This is a genomic window from Paenisporosarcina indica (assembly GCF_001939075.1).
Classification (GTDB): domain Bacteria; phylum Bacillota; class Bacilli; order Bacillales_A; family Planococcaceae; genus Paenisporosarcina; species Paenisporosarcina indica.
This window is the reverse complement of the sequence record NZ_MPTA01000002.1, coordinates 189,467-212,097: the sequence shown is the minus strand read 5'-3', so window position 1 is coordinate 212,097 and position 22,631 is coordinate 189,467. Positions and strand designations below refer to the sequence as shown.

The 22,631-nt window shown below is 43.4% G+C and carries 20 protein-coding genes and 1 riboswitch; all 20 genes read left to right on the top strand.

Annotation, left to right across the window (positions count from 1 at the left end):
• Positions 1–217 precede the first annotated feature (217 nt).
• Positions 218–407, top strand: a riboswitch (cobalamin riboswitch).
• 142 nt (positions 408–549) lie between these two features.
• The 20 genes from GY23_RS06480 (at position 550) to icmF (ending at position 22,625) form a co-directional block, all read left to right on the top strand.
• The gene (locus tag GY23_RS06480; RefSeq protein ID WP_075618411.1) at positions 550–1,515 is read left to right on the top strand and encodes an ABC transporter substrate-binding protein; all 966 of its coding nucleotides are present in this window, start codon (positions 550–552) and stop codon (positions 1,513–1,515) included.
• On the top strand, positions 1,508–2,503 hold the full coding sequence (locus GY23_RS06475; protein WP_075618410.1) for a FecCD family ABC transporter permease: 996 nt from the start codon (positions 1,508–1,510) through the stop codon (positions 2,501–2,503). The genes GY23_RS06480 and GY23_RS06475 overlap by 8 nt, the downstream gene beginning before the upstream one ends.
• 2 nt (positions 2,504–2,505) lie before the next feature.
• Positions 2,506–3,972, top strand: a complete 1,467-nt coding sequence (locus GY23_RS06470) for an adenosylcobinamide amidohydrolase (RefSeq protein WP_075618409.1) — start codon at positions 2,506–2,508, stop codon at positions 3,970–3,972.
• Between the two features lie 2 nt (positions 3,973–3,974).
• Entirely contained in the window at positions 3,975–4,931 is a 957-nt protein-coding gene (gene cbiB, locus GY23_RS06465) for an adenosylcobinamide-phosphate synthase CbiB (RefSeq protein ID WP_075618408.1), read from the top strand.
• Complete coding sequence (locus GY23_RS06460; protein WP_075618407.1) at positions 4,918–5,988, top strand: pyridoxal phosphate-dependent aminotransferase; 1,071 nt, start codon at positions 4,918–4,920, stop codon at positions 5,986–5,988. The genes cbiB and GY23_RS06460 overlap by 14 nt, the downstream gene beginning before the upstream one ends.
• Positions 5,970–6,533 carry a bifunctional adenosylcobinamide kinase/adenosylcobinamide-phosphate guanylyltransferase gene (locus GY23_RS06455; RefSeq protein ID WP_075618406.1) on the top strand — a complete coding sequence of 188 codons (564 nt, stop codon included), beginning with the start codon at positions 5,970–5,972 and terminating at the stop codon, positions 6,531–6,533. Before GY23_RS06460 ends, GY23_RS06455 begins: the two co-directional genes overlap by 19 nt.
• 10 nt (positions 6,534–6,543) lie before the next feature.
• The gene (locus tag GY23_RS06450) at positions 6,544–7,377 is read left to right on the top strand and encodes a cobyric acid synthase (RefSeq protein WP_075618405.1); all 834 of its coding nucleotides are present in this window, start codon (positions 6,544–6,546) and stop codon (positions 7,375–7,377) included.
• Positions 7,374–8,129, top strand: coding sequence for an adenosylcobinamide-GDP ribazoletransferase (cobS, locus tag GY23_RS06445; RefSeq protein WP_075618404.1), 756 nt, complete (start codon positions 7,374–7,376; stop codon positions 8,127–8,129). The genes GY23_RS06450 and cobS overlap by 4 nt, the downstream gene beginning before the upstream one ends.
• The gene (locus GY23_RS06440) at positions 8,102–8,698 is read left to right on the top strand and encodes a histidine phosphatase family protein (RefSeq protein ID WP_075618403.1); all 597 of its coding nucleotides are present in this window, start codon (positions 8,102–8,104) and stop codon (positions 8,696–8,698) included. The genes cobS and GY23_RS06440 overlap by 28 nt, the downstream gene beginning before the upstream one ends.
• Positions 8,650–9,048, top strand: coding sequence for a bifunctional adenosylcobinamide kinase/adenosylcobinamide-phosphate guanylyltransferase (locus tag GY23_RS06435; RefSeq protein ID WP_075618402.1), 399 nt, complete (start codon positions 8,650–8,652; stop codon positions 9,046–9,048). The genes GY23_RS06440 and GY23_RS06435 overlap by 49 nt, the downstream gene beginning before the upstream one ends.
• Before the next feature lie 24 nt (positions 9,049–9,072).
• Positions 9,073–9,663: a cob(I)yrinic acid a,c-diamide adenosyltransferase gene (locus tag GY23_RS06430; RefSeq protein ID WP_075618401.1), complete on the top strand. Its 591-nt coding sequence runs from the start codon at positions 9,073–9,075 to the stop codon at positions 9,661–9,663.
• Positions 9,664–9,666: 3 nt separating this feature from the next.
• The gene (locus GY23_RS06425) at positions 9,667–10,146 is read left to right on the top strand and encodes an ECF transporter S component (RefSeq protein WP_075618400.1); all 480 of its coding nucleotides are present in this window, start codon (positions 9,667–9,669) and stop codon (positions 10,144–10,146) included.
• Complete coding sequence (locus tag GY23_RS06420) at positions 10,143–10,823, top strand: hypothetical protein (RefSeq protein WP_075618399.1); 681 nt, start codon at positions 10,143–10,145, stop codon at positions 10,821–10,823. Before GY23_RS06425 ends, GY23_RS06420 begins: the two co-directional genes overlap by 4 nt.
• Before the next feature lie 659 nt (positions 10,824–11,482).
• Entirely contained in the window at positions 11,483–13,627 is a 2,145-nt protein-coding gene (locus tag GY23_RS06415) for a (Fe-S)-binding protein (protein WP_075618398.1), read from the top strand.
• Positions 13,628–14,013: 386 nt separating this feature from the next.
• Complete coding sequence (locus tag GY23_RS06410) at positions 14,014–15,207, top strand: acetyl-CoA C-acetyltransferase (protein WP_075618397.1); 1,194 nt, start codon at positions 14,014–14,016, stop codon at positions 15,205–15,207.
• Positions 15,208–15,227: 20 nt separating this feature from the next.
• Complete coding sequence (locus tag GY23_RS06405) at positions 15,228–16,079, top strand: 3-hydroxybutyryl-CoA dehydrogenase (RefSeq protein ID WP_075618396.1); 852 nt, start codon at positions 15,228–15,230, stop codon at positions 16,077–16,079.
• Positions 16,080–16,090: 11 nt separating this feature from the next.
• Complete coding sequence (locus GY23_RS06400; RefSeq protein WP_075618395.1) at positions 16,091–17,227, top strand: acyl-CoA dehydrogenase; 1,137 nt, start codon at positions 16,091–16,093, stop codon at positions 17,225–17,227.
• A 353-nt stretch (positions 17,228–17,580) separates the two neighbouring features.
• Positions 17,581–18,720 carry an acyl-CoA dehydrogenase gene (locus tag GY23_RS06395; protein WP_075618394.1) on the top strand — a complete coding sequence of 380 codons (1,140 nt, stop codon included), beginning with the start codon at positions 17,581–17,583 and terminating at the stop codon, positions 18,718–18,720.
• A gap of 81 nt (positions 18,721–18,801) precedes the next feature.
• Positions 18,802–19,368 carry a TetR/AcrR family transcriptional regulator gene (locus GY23_RS06390; protein WP_084544087.1) on the top strand — a complete coding sequence of 189 codons (567 nt, stop codon included), beginning with the start codon at positions 18,802–18,804 and terminating at the stop codon, positions 19,366–19,368.
• The gene (icmF, locus tag GY23_RS06385) at positions 19,365–22,625 is read left to right on the top strand and encodes a fused isobutyryl-CoA mutase/GTPase IcmF (RefSeq protein WP_075618392.1); all 3,261 of its coding nucleotides are present in this window, start codon (positions 19,365–19,367) and stop codon (positions 22,623–22,625) included. Before GY23_RS06390 ends, icmF begins: the two co-directional genes overlap by 4 nt.
• Positions 22,626–22,631 lie beyond the last annotated feature (6 nt).

Sequence of the window (22,631 nt, the reverse complement as noted above, 5' to 3'; positions counted from 1 at the left end):
AGCCATCTCATATGAAAGTGAGATGGCTGTTATTTTTTATCATGAAATGCCTAGGGATGAAATGCGAGAAATAGGAGCTTGTTTAGATATAGCGTGTTCTTGTACAGATAAAGCTCTCGCTTGTCCGGATATATCCAACCGTTATCCACATATATCCATTGCTCATCCTAAAAGCCCCTCGACACCAAACTGAATTCCTGTATAATAAAGTTTGAATTACATAGTCCATCGCGTTGGTGCTCTGCTTCAATCGCAGAGTTAAAAGGGAAGTCGGTTTAAATCCGACGCGGTCCCGCCACTGTATGTGAGAGGAAAGCGCATCATGTCACTGAAGCACACGCTGCTATGGGAAGACGCGCCAACCACTGATCACAAGCCAGGAGACCTGCCTACGTGCGTAACACCCGCAACCCTACGAGGATAGGAATGGTGTGAATCAGCTCGTGCTTATTTTAGCAGTAGCCTATATTCAACCAACCATCTTCCGATTATTCGCGGAGGATTTTTTTGTGTTCAAAAACCCTACATACATCAAGGAGGAACAGACAAATGAAGAAGATTTGGCAATTATGGATAGCGATCGCACTGGCAGCAATCCTGTTAACAGCATGTGGACAAGAGGAAGCGAAACCGGTAAAACAAAATGGGACTGGTCAAACCGAGCAAGCAGAAACGGCATTCCCAGTGACACTTACGGATGCAGTTGATCAAGAAATCACCTTGGAAGAAGAGCCGAAAAAGATTGTTTCGATGGTTCCAAGTAACACGGAAATCCTATTCGGTTTAGATTTAGGTGAAAAAGTAGTTGGGGTATCTGACTTCGATAACTATCCAGAAGAAGCAGCGTCAATTGAAAAAATTGGCGGGCAAGAATTTAATGTAGAGAAAATCATTTCATTGAATCCGGATCTCGTACTAGCACATGAATCTGGTCTTGGAGTGGGTGATGCAGGACTTCAACAGCTTCGTGATGCTGGATTAAACGTGTTTGTCGTTAAAACGGCAGCAAATTTTGAAGAAGTGTACGACACAATGATTACCATTGGACAGGCAACTGGAGCAACTGAAGAAGCTGAAGAAATGGTACAAACGATGAAGGATGAAGTGGCTAATATTCAAGAAAAAGCTTCTACAGTCGATACGAAGAAAACTGTCTTTGTAGAAGTGTCTGGAGCTCCAGAAATTTTTACGACAGGCAATAACACGTTCATGCATGAAATGATTAAAATGTTAAATGCAGAAAATGGAGCAGGTGATAGTGAAGGCTGGATCAAAATGGACCCTGAAGAAATTGTTAAGCGTAATCCAGATGTAATCCTAACAACCTATGGTGGTTATGTACCGGACGCGGTTGAGCAAGTATTATCTCGCGAAGGTTTTGGAACGGTGACTGCTATAAAAAATAAAGCAGTAATTGATGTGAATGCTGATACGACAAGCCGTTCAGGTCCTCGTTTAACAGAAGGTTTAATGGAAATGGCAAAAGCAATTTATCCTGAGGTTTTCAGTGAATAAAACACCGTTGGCATATGTAGCTTCTGTTTTCGTATTGGTTGCTGCAGTGTTGGTAGGAGTGACGGTTGGCTCGGTCAGGATTCCACTACAAGTGTTGTGGAATCCTGACTTGGATGAGGCTTCGGCAAATATTCTATGGAATATTCGTATGCCACGCGTTGTGTTGGCGGGTTTAGTCGGCGCTTCACTTGCAATGGCGGGCGCGGCATTCCAAGGATTATTGAAGAACCCATTAGCTGATCCGTATACGTTAGGAGTGTCGTCCGGTGCCTCAGTAGGCGCCGTGATGACGCTCTTTTTCGGAATTTCAATCCCTTTTTTGGGCTTGTTCACCCTGCCAATCCTCAGCATGGTTGGTGCTTTCTTAACGATGCTCCTTGTCATGGGTTTTGCCAAACTCATTGACCGTTCGATGAAAATGGAAACCATCATTCTGACCGGGATTATTTTCAGTTCATTTTTAGGATCTCTCATATCCCTCATGATTGCACTGACAGGGGAAGAACTTAGACAAATTATCGGATGGTTACTTGGCAGTGTCTCGATGAGAGGCTGGCCCTATGTCACGATGGCCTTGCCATTCATGATTTTCGGATCTGTCGTGCTGTGGTTGAATCGACGGGAGCTTAATGCACTCGTTTATGGAGAAGAACGTGCACAGCATCTTGGCGTAGATGTGAAACGACGAAAGATGTTGATTTTAACTGGCGGCTCGATCTTGACGGGTGCTGCTGTATCCGTCTCTGGAACGATTGGCTTTGTCGGCCTTGTTGTCCCTCATATGACACGCATGTTATGGGGGGCTGACCACCGCCATGTCTTGCCATTGTCCTTTATTAATGGCGCAACGTTATTAATAATTTGTGACTTGGTGTCACGCACCGTCATTTCACCATCCGAGTTGCCAATAGGCGTAATTACCGCCTTCATTGGAGCTCCAGTGTTCGCATTTATTTTTTGGAAACAACGAAGAAAGGTGAGTGCGTGACCATGATCAAAGTTGAAGGATTAACAGGTGGTTACCACGAAGTACCTGTCCTTAAAAATGTGTCATTTCAAGTAGCTAAAGGTGAAATGCTGGGAATTTTAGGCCCTAATGGAAGCGGGAAGTCCACTCTATTGAAAGTAATGAGTGGAGTTCTTCCTTTAAAAGCAGGCACAGTTGAATTAGAAAACAAAGCAATCAAGATGTATACATCTAAAGAATTGGCTAGACATATGGCCGTGTTGCCGCAATTACATGCCAACGCTTTTTCACATACCGTTCGAGAAACGGTGTCTCTTGGAAGATATCCACATCAAAGTGGATTCTTTTCATCTTGGTCGGATCAAGATGAGAAAGCGATTCAAGATGCAATGCAACTAACTGGCGTAAAAGTATATGAGAATAAGTATCTGGATGAGCTTTCTGGGGGAGAGCAACAACGTGTGTTTGTGGCACAAGCACTCGCTCAGCAAGCAAAAGTGATCTTGCTAGATGAACCGACCAACCATTTGGACATTGCTCACCAAAAGCAATTGCTAGACACGATAAAAATGCAGGCAACTGAAAATGGCTTGACAATTATTTCTGTCTTTCATGATATTAACTTGGCCTCGTTATATTGTGACAGACTGTTATTAATGGAAAATGGTGCCGTCAAGATAATTGACGAACCGCATGCCGTTCTTAAACAAAAACAAATCGAAAGTGTGTACAAAGCGCGTGTTAGCAGTTATCCACATCCAGAACAACCGAAACCACAAATCACTTTATTACCTGATTTGGGCCATTCACAGAAAAACAGTGTAATTACAAAAGAGCACTTTTCCATTTCGGATGATTGCGTGGTATTACAGACGAAAATGCCATTGAAAACCATATCGTCCGCTGTCGTGAATGCAGGGTCTGGTTGGTTTCGTACATTTGTAAACCGTCATGTGCCAGCAGACTATGCGTGTAATGACAGCACAAATGAGATGTACAATTATTTAGAAATGAAAGGTTTCCCTACATCAGATACCGTTGGAATGATGACAGCTGTACAAACGAAAGATGTGGTGATTGAAGAGTATCATGGCACTTTTGGCTCGATCCTTATTGCAGTGACAGCAGGTGTCGGAAATGCGGTCGATGTATCGAAAGCATTCGAACGAGATCAGAAACCGTATGTCGGTACCATCAATACATGGATTATCGTCAACGGTCAATTGTCTGATGAAGCCTTCATTCAAGCCATGATTACGGCAACAGAAGCGAAAACGAAAGCTCTGCAAAGTGAAGATGTCAGAGACCCTATCACCAATACCGTTGCAACAGGGACTTCAACGGATAGTTTACTCGTAGCGGCTTCTCAAAAAGGGGAACTTCATCCTTATGCAGGACCAATTACAGAACTAGGGAAATATATTGGACGAGGTGTGTTCGAATGTACAACCCTTGCCATCAAACGCTATAAAGTAGCGAAAGGAATGTAAGGATGTCCGCTCATATCATTGCACTTACCATTGGATTGCTACTGGATCGAATCATCGGGGATCCACCAACTTGGCCACATCCAGTTCGCTGGATTGGAAGCTTTATTTCGAGACTAACGAATTTGTTGAATAAGGGAGGCCATCGTAAGGGGAAGGGAATTGTACTCTTGTTTGCGGTTGTTGGGATCACATTCAGCGCAGTCTTTGCCCTTACGTACGCAGCCTACAATATTCACTTTATCGTGGGCATTGCTGTAGAAAGTATCTTATGTGCGGTTGGCTTTGCTCAAAAAAGCTTAAAAGACGCGGCAATGTCAGTGTATCAACCACTCGTTGGCGGCAACATCAAAGATGCACGAATAAAATTGTCATGGATTGTAGGGCGTGATACTGAGAAATTGTCCGAATCGGAAGTGACACGAGGTGTCGTGGAAACGGTCTCTGAAAACACAAGTGATGGCATTACAGCACCTCTTTTCTTTGCGTTTCTATTAGGGGCTCCCGGTTTATGGCTGTATAAAGCAGTGAATACCCTGGATTCGATGGTGGGTCATAAAAATGAGGAATTCCATGAGTTCGGCTTTGCTTCTGCCAAAATGGACGATGTGTTGAACTATATTCCCAGCCGCATCACGGGTTATATCATGTTAACGTGGACTAGAAACTTCAGCAATAAATCCTTTCGTACACGCTTGAGAGGCTGGTGGCAAGATGCGAAAAAACACCCAAGTCCAAACAGTGGCTACTTGGAAGCTGCAACCGCCTATCAACTAGGTGTTCAACTGGGTGGGAGAAACACGTATAAAGGAATCACGTCTAATCGTGCCCTTATGGGAATATCAGAAACCCCACTTAGAGCCATTCATATTTTACATACTATTCGTCAAATGCATATCGCCGTTTTCCTATTTTGGCTGTGGATGATGGTCATCGGAGGTGTTTTACGTGTCATTGCCTAGTCATGGTGCCAATCCGCATCACTTATATAAAAATCTTGGTCTCACAGCGCCCGCTCGGATTATTGACTTTAGTGAAAATGTTAATCCGTTAGGTCCGCCTGAATCGATACAATTGGCTTGGAAAGACTTTCAAAAATCCATGAGACTTTATCCGGATCCACTAGGTGAACCTTTTAGAACGAATGTGGCAAAGTACCACAACATTTCTCAAGATTCGGTATTCGTTGGAAATGGGGCAGCCGAGATCTTTTCTTTACTTGCCGAAAGGTTCAGAGGTAAGCGAGCGATTCTAGTTCATCCAACTTTCTCGGAATATGAAGCAACTTTAAAGGTTCGGAATGTGGACATTGTCAACGTATTCATGAAAAAGATCAGTACAGGCGAACTGCCAGTAGATGAGTTGAAAAACCAGATGAATCATGCAGACGTGCTATATTTATGCACGCCGAACAATCCGACTGGCACGTTGCCAAAACGTAGTGTAATCAATGATTTAATCGCACACGCATGGATTTCAAATTGTGAATTGGTGTTGGACGAGGCATTCATTGATTTCATTTCAGAAGAGTCGTCATTTATTTCCAGTCTACTTGCACCTCATGTCATCGTGGTGCGTTCAATGACCAAAATGTATGCAATGCCAGGATTGCGATTAGGGTATATGGTAGCTGCTCCGTCCATTGTCCAAGAACTTCAACAGCTTGCCCCCCATTGGAATGTAAATGGGATTGCCGCTGAAGTTGGCTCACTCGTGCTAAAAGAAGAAGCATACCGACAAAAAACGATTCACCATAGTGTAAAGATGCGACGTAACCTCAGCTTGTTTTTAACAGACCATGGATGTGAAGTGACGCAATCGCAAGCCAACTTTTTATTGTTTAAGCTTCAACACACCCATCCCGACTTTTTTCAATCACTTTTGCGAAAAGGAATTGTGTTAAGACATACCATGAATTTTCATGGACTTAACGGCCACTGGTACCGAATCGGAATGAAAACCGAAGTAGAAATGGGGATCCTAAAAAAGGAGTTAAAAGTATGGTTCGCGGAACATTAATATTTGTATCTGGTGGAGTGAGAAGTGGGAAGACGGCATTTGCTGAAAATTGGTTAATGACTCACTGCTCTCGACTGATTTACCTCGCAACAGGCGTGGCATCTGACGACGAAATGCAACAACGCATCAACCGGCATCAAAAAGATCGAAATGACTACCAGAAAAAATGGATGACAATTGAACAACCGCATCAAATAGAAAATATCACGCAACATATATTGTCTGGCGATGGTGTCTTAATGGACTGTGTCACGACATGGTTGGCGAATGAATTGTACGAAGGATGGGGAACTGGAGAACCATGCTTTAAACGTACAAACTGCATGGAAGAAAAGGAGCTACGTTTTCAAGAAGCTGTGCTCACCATGTTAAACAATGGAGCCACACTAGTCATTGTCTCCAATGAAATATTGGACGAACCACTATCAAGCAGCCAGGATGTCAAACTCTACCAACAGTGGTTAGGGAGGCTTCATCAGTGGCTTGTAAAAGAAAGTGATCAAGCATTTGAACTGACATATGGATTAGCGAAAAAGTGGAAATGAGGGAATATACATGAACGGAATCATGATTCAAGGCACAGCATCAAATGTTGGGAAAAGCATGTTGTGTACAGCACTCTGCCGCTTATTTGCAAATGACGGATTTCGTGTAGCCCCTTTTAAGTCCCAAAACATGTCGAACTTTTCAACAAAACTGGAGAATGGACTGGAAATCAGCACCGCTCAATTTGCCCAAGCAGAAGCAGCCAAGGTCCCTCCCATTCTACAAATGAACCCACTATTATTGAAGCCATCTGGGCATATGTCGTCTGAAGTGTGGATGCTAGGTAAAAAAGTAAATGAAATGTCTGGAACCGACTATCGCGAATCTTTCTATGACGTAGGGTTTGATGTCATCAAACAATCACTCGCATATTTGGAACAAACATTTGATGTTGTGGTATTGGAAGGGGCGGGGAGTCCAGTTGAAATGAACTTAACCGATCGAGAACTTGTCAATATGCGGGTCGCTGATTTAGCAGATGTACCCGTACTTCTAGTCGCTGATATTGAGCGTGGCGGCGTTTTTGCATCAATCGTCGGCACGCTTCAATTACTTCCACCACATCATCGTAAGCGTGTAAAAGGCATTATTATTAATAAATTCCGAGGCGATAAGGATTTATTTCAAGAAGGCGTATCTTTTATTGAGTCCTACACACAAATTCCAGTTCTAGGTATACTTCCATTTATGGATAACCATGAAATTGATGAGGAAGATTCATTGATCACGCATCATAATCTAGATTCAGGCACTGAGCGCGTAGATAAATACGATGAATGGGCAACCCACGTGTCAGCTCATGTGGATTGGCAAAAAATAAAGGCTTTGGTAGGAAAACCATGATGCGAGGGATTTTGCTGGCACTGCAATTTTTCACCATCATCCCAGTGAACCGAGAAGTAGATCTAAATCGTAAGACGGTCACAGCCATGTTCGTCGTACTTCCTTGGATTGGCGCAGGCATTGGACTCTTTACCTCATTGATGTGGTTAGTACTAGACATCAGTCCATTATTTTTAGCATTTTCGATTGTCTTAATTGGCATTGTTGTGTCAGGTGGGCTTCATTTAGATGGATTGGTTGATACAAGTGATGCCTTTTTTTCGTATCGGAATCTAGCTAAACGTCATGAAATTCTGGCGGATCCTCGTATCGGAGCTTTTGGCGCGATGGTGTTAGCATTTTTTATCATCGGAAAAATACTCCTATTAGCAGAATTGATTACGCTAAACATCATGTCTTGGGAATGGTTACTTGTATTTCCATTTCTAGCGAGGTCAGGAATGGTGTACTACTTTGTCATTACACCAGAAGCGAGAGATCAAGGTTTGGCTGCATTTTTCAAAAAACGTTTTGACAAGCGAGTCTTGCTTATCCTCACGTTAATCTCGATTGGTTTAGGAGTCGGATTTATCGCGTTTGTGGGTGAAAACATGCTCGCTGCGGGAATTAGCGTACTTGCGATATTCGGTTGTGCGCATGCGTATAAATTGTGGACCAAGAAACATTTTGGAGGCGTAACAGGAGATACCTCAGGCGCTTTCATTGAAGGGATGGAAGTGGTTTTATGGCTTGTGATTTTCAGCTTACGTTAATTCGCCATCTACCGACCCTTGCAAATGTCGAGCGTCGATACATAGGCTGGAGCGATGAATCGATTATCCCTCCGACACAGGTTTTCAGCCAACCAAATCGAAGTCCAGATTTGATTTACGGGAGCAATTTACGGCGTTGCCAGGAGACTGCCGCTCTGTTTTATCCCAATACACCCTACCAAGGGACGGCCTCTTTTAGAGAAATGAACTTTGGAAACTGGGAGCTAAAGACTTATGAAGACTTGAAGGCCGATCCACTCTATCAAAATTGGTTGTCCAATCCAGAGACGGTTTCCCCCCCGAACGGCGAGCTTTTTCACGAAATGGGGTCCCGGGTGCTGAAGGGATTGAACAGCTTACGGCATGATGATTCTGTGGTGGTGACGCATGGCGGGCCGATTCGATATATGCTGATGCGATTTGCACCTGAAGACAGAAATTTTTGGTCATGGGATGTCAAACATGGTGACCAATGGACGTTGCGCTGGGCAAGTCAGCAATGCTTTGAGGAGGGGAAAAGATGCGAGTTTTTGTCGGTGGAGCGTTTAATGGAAAACGAGCTCATGTAAGGCAGCTTGTGGAAAATCAAGATGTACAATGGATTGAATGTGCAGAAGTGGATCGTTTACCCGAGGCGAAGGCGAAAACGATTGTCCTTGCCGGAGTGGAATCCTTTGTGGAGCATCACCTGAAAAAATCAGAAGAAGTTATGATGGAAGAGTTCATGAAGCAATTACATACATATGGGAAGCAAAGTGAAGTCATTGTGATTATCACGGAAAATGGACGAGGAATCGTACCGATTGAACCAGAAACACGTGAACTTCGAGATCGATGTGGCAGGTTAGCGCAACAGGTTTTCAAGGAAGCGACAGAAGTAACAAGGATTTGGTACGGGTTAACGGAGACATTAAAATAGACCATTCAAAAGGGGACATGTAGCTTGAGAATCTATACACGCACGGGTGACAAAGGACAAACAAGTTTAATCGGAGCTCGCACAGATAAAGACGCACCACGAGTAGAAACTTACGGCACGATTGATGAAGTAAATTCATTTATCGGCAAAGCCATGACAGAGCTGGATCCTGCTATTTTCCAGGACTTACTGACTGACTTGGAAGCGATTCAAAATGAATTATTCGATTGTGGAGGGGATTTAGCGAACATGAAACCCAATCGTACATATAAAATGTCGGAGGAACCAGTGGAAGTGCTCGAGAAACGCATTGATGAATTAATGGAAGAACCACCATTGCTTGAACGATTTATATTACCAGGCGGGTCACCGGCTGCAGCAACCCTGCATATTGCACGAACAATCACGCGACGAGCGGAACGTCAAATGGTGACATTATCAAAAGTAGAAGATGACATTCCAGGAGTGGTGCTACGCTACTTGAATCGTTTATCCGATTACTTATTTGCAGCATCACGAGTAGCCAATTCACGCTTAAATATTCCTGACAACGAATATGTCCGTTCAGCCAAGGTATTTCGAAACGGTGGACGTGCGAAAAAAGTGGAGGAATAAGCGATGAACGTTCGATTATTAACATTAACGGCGATGATTGCGACATTATGTGCGCTCGGAGCACTCGTGAAATTGCCGGTAGGAATGGGCACGGCAGCTTTAGATACAGTACCAGCTTTAGTGTCCGTCGTTATTTTACCTCCGCTCTTTTCAGGAATAGCAGCAACAATTGGCCATTTGGTTTCTGCGCTATCGTCCGGCATGCCACTCGGACCATTCCATGTGTTGATTGCTGCGGAAATGTTTGTGATTGTATGGATCTTTGCAAATCTTCATCGTAACGGCAAACATGTAGGGAAATGGATCTTTTTCGTTTTGGCAAATGGAGTAGTTGCACCTTTGCCATTTTACTTTTTAATTGCACCTGCATTCTTTTTCACGGCATTACCTTCCTTACTTTTGGCTGCTTGTTTAAATGCTGGCATTTCATTTCTATTGATTCCCTTGGTGGAAAGAGTCTATAAGAGAGTGGGTGTGAAATGAGAAATGCACTGAAGTTGGCGAATGGTTTTGTAGTGACGACAGATAACTCCGGCGGAATTGGTGAAAAACAAGCCGACATCGTTGTTGCACCAAATGATGTGGTCAGTTACTTCGCAGCCCGTGTCACATTACTCGAACAGTGGACTGCCCATGCAGAAGTAGAATCCGTTATCATCCAAAATTTTTCTGGTGAAACGGCATGGCAAGCCTATAAAGACGGCGTGAAAAAATTACTGGAAGAAGTAGACCTGGCATCCCTTCAAATAAGCGGAAGTAGCGAAACAAATATGGAACTCATGCAATCGGCAATGGCAGTGACGATGATTGGTCGCATCAAAGAAGAAGTGGATGGCGAAGTCACATGGTTCATTTACGGACAACCTTTTGTGGGAAGCGACGTGCTGGAACATACCGACGCCATTGCAGACTTGAAAAAAATAAAAGAAGCCATAACGAGTGGGGTAGTAAAGAAAATTTGGCCAGTCGGTTCGAAAGGGATCCAAGCAGAAGCAAGGGCACTATTCGTTGACGACACACTTTGTGTGAAATCAGAGTTAGATGTTGAGAAGTCGGCTGGTCCAAGTACCGTAGTATTCATTGGGGTCTCGCCTGAATCGGTTGAGCAAGCAAGACAGCATTTCACTAGCGAATGGCGAGAATTAGTCTTTACGTTATGATGCTGCAATTCAATAATGCCCTTCGGGTGCCAAACATTTCTCGGTGATCAACCGGATACGAAATGTTAGGCATCCGATTTTTTCGTTTCGAGAGAGTGTTGTGGATATTGCTTTATCATACATTTACGCTTGCAGTAGCTTCTGCATGAGCCATCTGACTCGAAAACTAACTGAGCAAGTGCTCAGTTGTAATTATCGTAAGTCACGTAGGAAAAATCGAGGATGACGTAGGAAAATAACGAGTTCACGTAGGAATTATCGAGCTTCACGTAGGAAACACCCCTTAAAAAGGATTTGAGCCACAATTTGAGGAACAATTGTGGCACTGCCAGCCAGCAATTTTTCTTTCATACATCAACGAGCATTGCGAGAGTGTCACCCACAGAAAAGTGGCAGAAAGCTTAGCCGTGCCACCATTCCAACACTTGGGTTTGCATTTTCATCCCGTATAGAGCGTAGCGAAGAATCATTCTTTCATTATAAAGAGCGTAGCGAAAGAACACCTCAAAATTTAGAAAGTTCCCTAAATTCCCTATTGACTGAATGCTCATTCAGTTTTAAACTAGAAAATAACATCGACAATGATCTAGGATTCTACTAAACTGTTGTTTATATCAGGGGAAATATTTCATGTTTAGTCAAAGAAAGGGGAGAAAGAAATGGGCCCGCTATTAATTGCAAACTGGGTTTTATTTTTAGTTGTAACCGCTTACGCAGTCGCACTTTTCACTTATTTGCTGAAAACGCGCTATGAATACATTAAACTCGGCAAGAAAGTTGAGTTTGAAGATAACTTCAAAGAGCGTATGCGTAAAATCATGGTAAATGTATTTGGTCAAAAGAAATTAATGAAGGATAAGAAAAGTGGAATTATCCACGTGATGTTCTTTTACGGATTCCTTCTTGTACAATTTGGGGCAATTGATTACATTTGGAAAGGATTGAAACCAGGATCACATTTACCTTTAGGTCCATTGTATCCGGCGTTCACATTCTTTCAAGAAATTGTGACATTAACGATTTTAGTAGCGGTTGTATGGGCATTTTACCGCCGTTATATTGAAAAGCTAGTACGCTTGAAACGAGGATGGAAATCAGGTTTGGTTCTCATTTTCATCGGTGGATTAATGGTTTCTGTACTTGTCGGTAACGGGATGAGCATGATTTGGCATGACCACGCAGCAACTTGGACTGAACCAGTAGCATCTGCTGTCGCTACCATTTTCGGATTCTTACCGGATGCAGCAGCGATCACGATTTTCTACGTCATGTGGTGGGTTCACTTACTGTTCCTTCTGACATTCTTAGTGTATGTACCACAATCAAAGCATTTCCACTTAATTACTGGACCTGTGAATACGTATTTTAACCGTGTGGATAATGTGGGTAAGCTTCACCCAATCAATTTTGAAGAAGCTGAAGACGAAGAGTCAGAAGAAGAAGCATCATTCGGTGTCGGGAAGATTCAGGATTTCACACAAAAACAAATGATCGACTTATACGCTTGCGTAGAATGTGGACGTTGTACAAATATGTGTCCTGCAACGGGAACAGGGAAAATGCTGTCACCGATGGACTTAATTACGAAATTACGTAACCACTTAACCAATACAGGTGCTGTCGTAACACAAAAAAATCCATGGGTTCCTGCAATGGCCTTCGCCAATACGCAAGGAAATCGTTTAGCAGTTGCAGCTCGTGTGGATGGGGCAGTCATCGAAGACATCTATAACCCTGCATTAATAGGTGATGTTATTACTGAAGAAGAACTTTGGGCATGTACGACTTGCCGTAACTGTGAAGACCAATGTCCAGTAATGATTGAACACGTTTCCCACGTCATCGACCTTCGTCGTTACCTTGTCATGACTGAAGGACGCATGAACCCGGATGCACAACGTGCGATGACAAACATCGAACGTCAAGGGAATCCATGGGGTCTTAACCGTAAAGAAAAAGAAAACTGGCGTGACGCACGTGAAGACGTGCACATTCCAACTGTGAAAGAAGTATCAAAAGCTGGCGAAGAATTTGAATACTTGTTCTGGGTGGGCTCTATGGGTTCATTCGACAACCGTTCACAAAAAATCGCACTGGCATTTGCACGATTGATGAATGAAGCGGGCGTTAAATTTGCAATCCTTGGGAACAAAGAGAAGAACTCTGGCGACACACCACGTCGACTAGGAAATGAATTCTTATTCCAGGAACTGGCTTCATCCAATATTTCTGAATTTGAAAAAGCGGGCGTTACCAAAATCGTAACCATCGACCCACATGCATATAATATCTTTAAAAATGAATACCCAGACTTCGGCTGGAGTGGGGAAGTTCTCCACCATACAGAAATGCTATTTGATTTAGTACAAAAAGGTATCCTAAAACCGCAACACGCAATCAATGAAACGATCACGTTCCATGATTCTTGTTACTTAGGCCGTTACAACGACGTGTACGATCCGCCACGTGAAATCTTGCGTGCCATCCCGGGCGTCAAACTTGTGGAAATGGACCGTAACCGTGAAACAGGAATGTGCTGTGGAGCAGGCGGCGGAATGATGTGGATGGAAGAACATGTTGGGAACCGAGTCAATGTAGCCCGCACGGAGCAAGCATTGGCAGTCAACCCAACGATGATTTCATCTGGCTGTCCTTACTGCTTAACCATGCTTTCAGATGGCACGAAAGCAAAAGAAGTCGAAGAAACAGTCGGCACATACGATATCGCTGAATTACTAGAGCGTTCAGTACTAGGGGATTCCGTGACTCCAGTTGAAGTCACGGAAGAAGCACCCGTTCACTAAGGAACGAAGGCTAAGATCGCGACGTCCTGTCGCAAACGCCTTCATGACCCACGTCGTGTGGGCCCGATTGATATATTCATAAATTTCAGATACAATGGTGTCAAATAGAAAAGGGAGTCGCCGTACTCCCTTTTTGTTTGACGTAATATCGAGCGAGCGTTCGGTCAATAAATGAAAATGTAATTAAATTGTCACGTTTACAACGACAATTCTATTTTTTCCTACGTCAACGTTCATATTTACAACGTCAACTTGCAAAATTACAACCAAGGAGCACGTTTTTTCCTACGTCACACAAAATGTAATACATTCTCACCTTTCGAATTATCGCAATTCTTAAAAAAGAAAGAACTGTAAGCGGATACATACATAAGGGGGCAAACATAATGACAAAAACAGTGATTTTAGAAGGAGCACGTACAGCTTTCGGAAAAATGGGCGGCGCATTAGCTTCTCTTACAGCAAGCGACCTAGGTGGCATCGCCATTAAAGAAGCGTTAAACCGCGCACAAATCTCACCCGATCAAGTAGACGAAGTGATTATGGGAACAGTCCTTCAGGCGGGCCAAGGCCAAATTCCTTCTCGTCAAGCAGCTACAAAAGCAGGACTACCTTGGAGCGTGAAAACAGAAACGATCAACAAAGTATGTGCATCTGGTATGCGCGCAGTCACTTTAGCGGATCAACTAATCAGACTCGGTGAAGAAAATATCATCGTCGCTGGCGGGATGGAATCGATGTCAAATGCCCCTTACTACTTGCCAAAAGGTCGTTTCGGTTTACGCATGGGCGATGCTCAGATGGTAGATGGCATGATTTATGACGGTCTTTCATGTTCATTTGATCCAAAACGAGTGCACATGGGAACTTACGGAAACTCAACAGCCGAGCAATTTGAATTGTCTCGTGAAACGCAAGACGCTTGGGCTTTCCGTAGCCATGACTTAGCATTAAAAGCAATCGACAACGGAACATTCGCACAAGAAATCACGCCAGTGGAAGTGCCACAACGTAAAGGCGATGCACTAGTCATTGATCAAGACGAAGCACCACGACGTGATACGTCCACAGAATCATTGGCAAAATTAAAACCAGCATTCGGCAAAGATGGCACAATCACTGCTGGAAACGCACCAGGCGTTAACGACGGAGCAGCTGCCCTTATCCTCATGAATGAAGACAAAGCAAAAGCGGAAGGCAAAACAGCACTTGCCACCATCATCGGTCACGCAGAAATAGCCATTGAGCCAGAAAACTTCCCACAAACACCGGGTCTTGTCATCAACGCAATACTCGAGAAAACAGGAAAAACGCTGGAAGAAATCGATTTATTTGAAATCAATGAAGCATTCGCAGCAGTTGCATTGGCATCTTCAAAAATTGCGAACTTGGATGAATCCAAAGTAAACGTCAACGGTGGTGCAGTAGCACTTGGACACCCAATTGGGGCAAGTGGAGCACGCGTGATCCTGACGTTGGCATATGAATTAAAACGCCGTGGCGGTGGAATTGGAATCGCAGCAATCTGTTCGGGTGGCGGTCAAGGCGACGCGATCATGATCGAAGTACCGAAAGCTTAATTGTAGAGGAGGACAAATAGATGACCATTCAAAAAGTACTAGTTATCGGAGCAGGACAAATGGGGGCTGGGATTGCACAAGTGTGTGCACAAGCAGGGTTTGATGTGAAATTAAACGACATGAAAGAAGAATTCTTCCAACGTGGTCTTACTACCATCACGAAAAACTTATCACGCAGCGTGGAAAAAGGACGCATGACAGAAGAACAAAAATCACAAGTTTTGTCACGCATTACAAAATCATTGGACTTGAATGATGCGTCAGATGTTGATTTGGTCATTGAAGCGGCAGTTGAAAACATGGAGATCAAACAATCGATTTTCAAACAACTGGATGAAATTACACCAAAGCATGCAATCTTGGCAAGTAATACTTCTTCACTTCCAATAACAGAAATCGCGGCTGCGACAAGCCGTCCAGAACAAGTGATTGGGATGCATTTCATGAATCCGGTACCCGTTATGAAACTAGTTGAAATCATTCGCGGGCTTGCAACGACTGACGAAGTGTATGCAGCCATAGAAGAAATGACGAAGAAATTAGATAAAGTACCTGTAGAAGTAAACGACTTCCCAGGATTTGTTTCAAACCGTATCTTGATGCCAATGATCAACGAAGCCATTTACACTTTATATGAGGGTGTAGCAACGAAAGAAGCAATTGACGATGTCATGAAACTTGGGATGAATCATCCGATGGGTCCTCTGCAATTAGCAGATTTCATCGGTCTGGATACATGTTTATACATCATGGAAATTTTGCATGAAGGCTTCGGGGACAGCAAATACCGCCCATGCCCATTGCTGCGTAAGTATGTAAAAGCCGGTTGGTTAGGCAAGAAAACAGGTCGGGGCTTCTACGTCTACGAATAGGAGGCACTACGATGGAATTAAAATTTACTGAAGAACAATTAATGATGCGAGATATGGTGCGAGACTTTGCAAAAAAGGAAATCGAGCCGAACATTGAAAAAATGGAACGCGGTGAATTCCCTCGTGAAATCTTAAGTAAAATGGCCGAACTTGGATTGATGGGCATCACCATTCCGGAAAAATATGGCGGTTCAGAAATGGACTTCGTCAGCTACATTATCGCGATTCATGAACTATCAAAAGTGAGTGCAGTCGTTGGTGTGATCTTGTCAGTACACACATCTGTTGGAACGAATCCGATTCTTTATTTTGGAAATGAAGTACAGAAACAAAAGTACGTGACCAAATTGGCCGCTGGTGAATACCTAGGAGCGTTTTGTTTAACAGAACCTTCTGCAGGGTCAGACATAGGATCAATGAAATCAAAAGCAGTAAAAGACGGTGATCACTACAAGATTAACGGTTCAAAAGTGTTCATCACGAACGGTGGAGAAGCGGATGTCTACATCGTCTTCGCATCAACTGACCAAGCACAAGGCTCACGTGGCATTTCTGCTTTTATCGTCGATAAAGACACACCTGGTTTGATCATCGGTAAAGATGAACACAAAATGGGCTTACATGGTTCTCGTACCGTGCAGTTGACGTTTGAGGACATGAGAGTTCCTGTAGAAAACTTGATTGGTGAAGAAGGGGACGGCTTTAAAATTGCCTTAGCGAACCTGGATGTCGGCCGAATTGGGATTGCCGCACAAGCACTCGGAATCGCTGAAGCTGCGTTTGAAGCATCAGTTGGCTATGCGAAAGAACGTGTGCAATTTGGAAAACCAATCGCCGCTCAACAAGGGGTAGGCTTTAAGATTGCGGATATGGCAACAGCTGTGGAAGCATCCAAACTATTAGTCTACCGTGCAGCTGATTTACGTTCACGTGGGATCGCTTGTGGAAAAGAAGCGTCCATGGCGAAATTATTTGCTTCAAAAACAGCAGTAGATAATTCGATCGAAGCTGTGCAAGTCTTCGGTGGCTACGGCTACACAGAAGACTATCCAGTTGAACGTTATTTCCGCGATGCGAAAGTAACAGAAATTTACGAAGGCACATCTGAAATCCAACGACTTGTAATTGGGAAACATTTGATTAAATAGATGATCAAATAACACTTTTCTTTATCGTACATTTGCGCTAGCCGCACGTTCCGCATGAGCCTACAAGTATGAAAATCACATACTTGTAGGTCTCACACTTCACGCTCTTGCGGCTTGATAGGCACAAGTGCACTCTTTGTTTTGTAACAATTTCAGCATTCTTTAACGCAGCCAATATAAATAATATCAACTATTTAACTACAAATCTAAAAGCTATATTATATTTCATAGCTGATTTTAGTTAATAAGATATGGAGCAAGTGTTTTCATGTGACGAGTAACCGCAGGAGCAGTTTTGCGCAATATCATTAGTAGGATTTAAAATAGACAATCTAAAAAAGGTGGGAATTAAAATGAACTTTAAACTTTCAGAAGAACATGAAATGATCCGTAAAATGGTACGTGACTTTGCTACAAAAGAAGTTGCTCCATCTGCAGCAGAGCGTGACGAAGAGGAACGTTTTGACCGTGAAATTTTCGATAAAATGGCGGAGCTTGGATTAACAGGGATTCCTTGGCCAGAAGAGTACGGCGGAATTGGTTCAGACTACTTGGCTTACTGTATCGCAGTGGAAGAATTATCACGCGTTTGTGCTTCTACAGGGGTAACACTTTCAGCTCATACGTCACTTGCTGGTTGGCCAATTTTCAAATACGGGAACGAAGAGCAAAAACAAAAATATCTTCGTCCAATGGCAGAAGGTACGAAAATCGGTGGCTATGGCTTAACAGAAGCAAGTTCAGGATCGGATGCAGGTGGCATGAAAACAACTGCTAAATTAGATGGCGATCACTATGTGTTAAACGGATCAAAAATCTTCATCACGAACGGTGGGATTGCTGACATTTATGTGGTATTTGCAGTAACGGATCCATCTTCAAAACATAAAGGAACAAGTGCTTTCATCATTGAAGCTGATTTCGAAGGCTTCTCAGTTGGGAAGAAAGAAAAGAAACTCGGCATTCGTTCATCGCCAACAACTGAAATCATTTTTGATAACTGTCGCGTTCCAAAAGAAAACTTACTTGGTGAAGAAGGCGAAGGGTTCATTATCGCAATGAAAACACTTGATGGCGGTCGTAACGGAATTGCTGCACAAGCTGTTGGGATTGCACAAGGTGCGCTTGACGCTTCAGTTGATTATGCAAAAGAACGCGTTCAATTCGGTAAACCGATTGTTGCAAACCAAGGCGTTTCATTCAAATTAGCGGACATGGCTACTTCAATCGAAGCGTCACGTTTATTGACATACCAAGCTGCTTGGTTAGAGTCTAACGGACATTCATACGGCAAAGAATCAGCCATGGCGAAATTAATGGCTGGAGATACAGCGATGAAAGTAACAGTGGAAGCTGTTCAAGTATTCGGTGGTTACGGTTATACAAAAGATTATCCAGTAGAACGTTATATGCGCGACGCGAAAATCACTCAAATTTACGAGGGAACACAAGAGATCCAACGTCTTGTTATTTCTCGTATGCTGACGAAGTAACTCGTGACGGAAAAGAAAGCCAAACGCGAAGTGCAGTCGTCCGTGAAAGATGAAAGCCTGATATCAAAACGCCGGAATCAAATGATTCGCGGAGCTGTCGCGCTCTTCAAGCAAAAGGGGTTTCATCGCACCACGACTCGCGAAATCGCAAAAGAGGCAGGATTTAGCATCGGTACACTTTACGAATACATTCGCTCGAAAGAAGACGTGTTGTATTTGGTTTGTGACAGCATTTACGAAGAAGTGCAGCAGCGTTTATCGACGCTGCCAACACAGGCAGGCACGGTGGATGGCTTGAAAACAGCCATTCGCCACTATTACTTATTGATTGACGAAATGCAAGACGAATTCGTCGTGATGTACCAGGAATCAAAATCGTTGCCAAAAGACGCGTTACAATATGTGTTGAATAAAGAACTCGAAATGGTCGCGTTATTTGAGGACATCCTTCATGCTTGCCGCAAATCAGGAGAAATCAAAATTCCTGAGAATTCGGTGAAACTTGCCGCACATCATTTGGTTGTGCAAGGCCAAATGTGGGCGTTTAGACGCTGGGGACTGCAACGCGAAGTAAAAATCAATGATTTCATTGATGAACAAACAACATTTTTCTTACAAGGGATTCAAGGGAATGGGGGAACAGCATGACGGCAACAGTGGAAATTTATCGTCCAAAAAACCATGTGCGTTTTGTAACAGCTTCAAGTCTATTTGACGGGCATGATGCATCCATCAACATTATGCGTCGTATTTTACAATCAACCGGTGCAGAAGTCATTCATTTGGGACATAATCGTTCAGTGGAAGAAGTGGTAAACGCAGCGATTCAAGAAGATGCACAAGGAATCGCGATTTCGTCTTACCAAGGCGGGCATGTTGAATACTTTAAATATATGTATGATTTATTAGCTGAACGTGGTGCTCCGCATATTCGCATATATGGCGGAGGTGGCGGAGTTATTATTCCGAAAGAAGTCAAGGATTTGCATGACTACGGGATCGCCTGGATTTTCTCTCCTGAAGACGGCCGTAAGTTAGGTCTTCAAGGCATGATCAACCGCATGGTAGAGGACTGTGACAAAGCGGTTGAAGCGAAAAACGCAGTTGCTCAGCTAGCTCAAGTCGATACTGATCACCCTGAAATCTTGTCTCACTTAATCAGTGTCGCAGAAGATGGCGCAAACAATAAAAACGACGAAGCTCTTCAACTTGTTGAAAAAGCGCGTGAACTTTCTAAAGGCACGCCAGTCCTAGGAATTACAGGTACTGGTGGAGCAGGTAAATCATCATTGACGGATGAATTAATTCGCCGTTTCTTATCAGATTTACCGGACAAAAAAGTAGCCGTCATCTCGATTGACCCAACGAAGCAAAAAACGGGTGGGGCATTACTTGGAGACCGTATTCGCATGAACGCGATTTTCAATAAACGAGTCTACATGCGTAGCTTGGCAACTCGTGGTTCCCGTACGGAATTATCGGGTGCACTAGGTGACGTGTTAGACGTGGTGAAAGTGGCAGGATACGATTTAATCATCGTGGAAACAAGCGGAATCGGACAAGGGGATGCAGAAATCGCAAGCGTGGCAGACGTTTCCATGTATGTCATGACAAGTGAATTCGGAGCTCCTTCTCAATTAGAAAAAATCGATATGATTGATTATGCAGACTTAATCGTCATTAATAAATTTGAACGCAAAGGTTCTGAAGACGCACTTCGCCAAGTGCAAAAACAATACCAGCGAAGCCGTGGTCTATGGAATGAAAGCATTGATACAATGCCTGTTTACGGTACAATTGCAAGTCAGTTTAATGATAAAGGAACCAACTCGTTATTCGCAGCTTTAGTTGCACGCGTAAATGAAGTAACGGGATCAAACTGGGAAACTTCATATGAACAGTTTGTGAAAACACAAAAACAAGACATCATCATTCCGAACAATCGCCGCTACTACTTGCGTGAAATTACGGATACAGTTCGTGGCTACCATAAAAAGGCGGAACAACAAGCGGGGTTGGCTCGTCGTTTGTTCCAACTAGAAGGTGCGATTGAAGCGGTAAACGAAAAAGCACCAAATGACGCATTAATCGAATCATTAACTTCCCTTGCAACTGGTGTAAGAGACGAATTAACTGCAGAATCAAAACGCATTCTAGACAACTGGAAAGCATTGAAAGAAGCCTATGCGGGCGATGAATTTGTCACAAAAGTACGTGACAAGGAAATCCGCACGATTCTTCGTACAGAAAGCTTATCTGGCTTGAAAATCCCGAGAGTGGTATTACCGAAATTCGTGGATTACGGTGAAATATTGCGTTGGGTGTATAAAGAAAACGTACCTGGTTCCTTCCCATTCACTGCGGGGGTTTTCCCATTCAAACGTGAAGGGGAAGATCCTAAACGCCAATTTGCAGGAGAAGGTACACCTGAACGCACGAACCGTCGTTTCCATTACCTATCTAAAGACGACAATGCAAAACGTTTATCTACAGCGTTTGATTCAGTAACTTTATACGGAGAAGATCCAGATACGCGTCCTGACATATACGGAAAAGTCGGCGAATCAGGGGTCAGCATTTGTACGCTGGATGATATGAAGAAACTGTATGATGGCTTTAATTTATGTGCGCCATCCACATCTGTATCGATGACGATTAACGGTCCAGCCCCGATTATTTTGGCGATGTTTATGAATACTGCCATTGATCAACAAGTGAAAATTAATGAAGAAAAATTAGGTCGCACGTTAACGGTTGAAGAATTCTCTGAAGTTCGTGAAACCACGATGCAAGTGGTGCGTGGTACGGTTCAAGCGGATATCCTGAAAGAAGATCAAGGTCAAAATACGTGTATTTTCTCTACGGAATTCGCACTTCGAATGATGGGGGATATTCAACAATACTTTATCGATACAAAAGTGCGTAACTACTATTCGGTATCGATTTCGGGTTACCACATTGCTGAAGCGGGAGCGAACCCGATTTCACAATTGGCGTTCACATTATCGAATGGCTTTACGTATGTTGAATATTATTTAAGTCGCGGAATGAACATCGATGATTTCGCACCGAACTTATCGTTCTTCTTCTCAAACGGCTTAGATCCGGAATACACAGTAATTGGTCGCGTTGCTCGTCGAATCTGGGCAGTGGTTATGCGTGATAAGTACGGTGCAAACGATCGCAGTCAAAAACTGAAGTATCACGTACAAACATCAGGTCGAAGCCTGCATGCGCAAGAAATCGATTTCAATGATATTCGTACGACACTTCAAGCATTGATGGCGTTGCAAGATAACTGTAACTCGCTGCACACCAATGCGTATGACGAAGCGATTACAACACCAACCGAAGAATCCGTTCGTCGAGCAATGGCGATACAGATGATCATTACAAAAGAACACGGTTTATCGAAAAATGAAAACCCACTTCAAGGCGCATTCATCGTTGAAGAAATGACGGATCTAGTGGAAGAAGCGGTGCTTTCAGAATTCGATCGCATCAATGACCGTGGCGGCGTACTAGGGGCGATGGAAACTCAGTACCAACGCGGAAAAATTCAAGAAGAATCCATGCATTACGAAATGCTGAAACATACGGGTCAATTGCCGATTATCGGGGTAAACACATACTTGAACCCAAATCCACCATCAGCAGAAGATGTGGATAATATGGAAATCGCACGTGCAACAATTGAAGAGAAAGAATCACAAATTCTGAACTTACGTGCATTCCAAGAACGCAATTCTGCAGAATCGGAAGCTGCCCTCAAACGCTTGAAAGAAGTAGCAGTAACCGGTGGCAACATCTTCGAACAGTTGATGGACACAGTAAAAGTCGCATCACTTGGTCAAATCACAAACGCACTATACGAAGTAGGCGGACAATACCGTCGCAATATGTAACAGCAT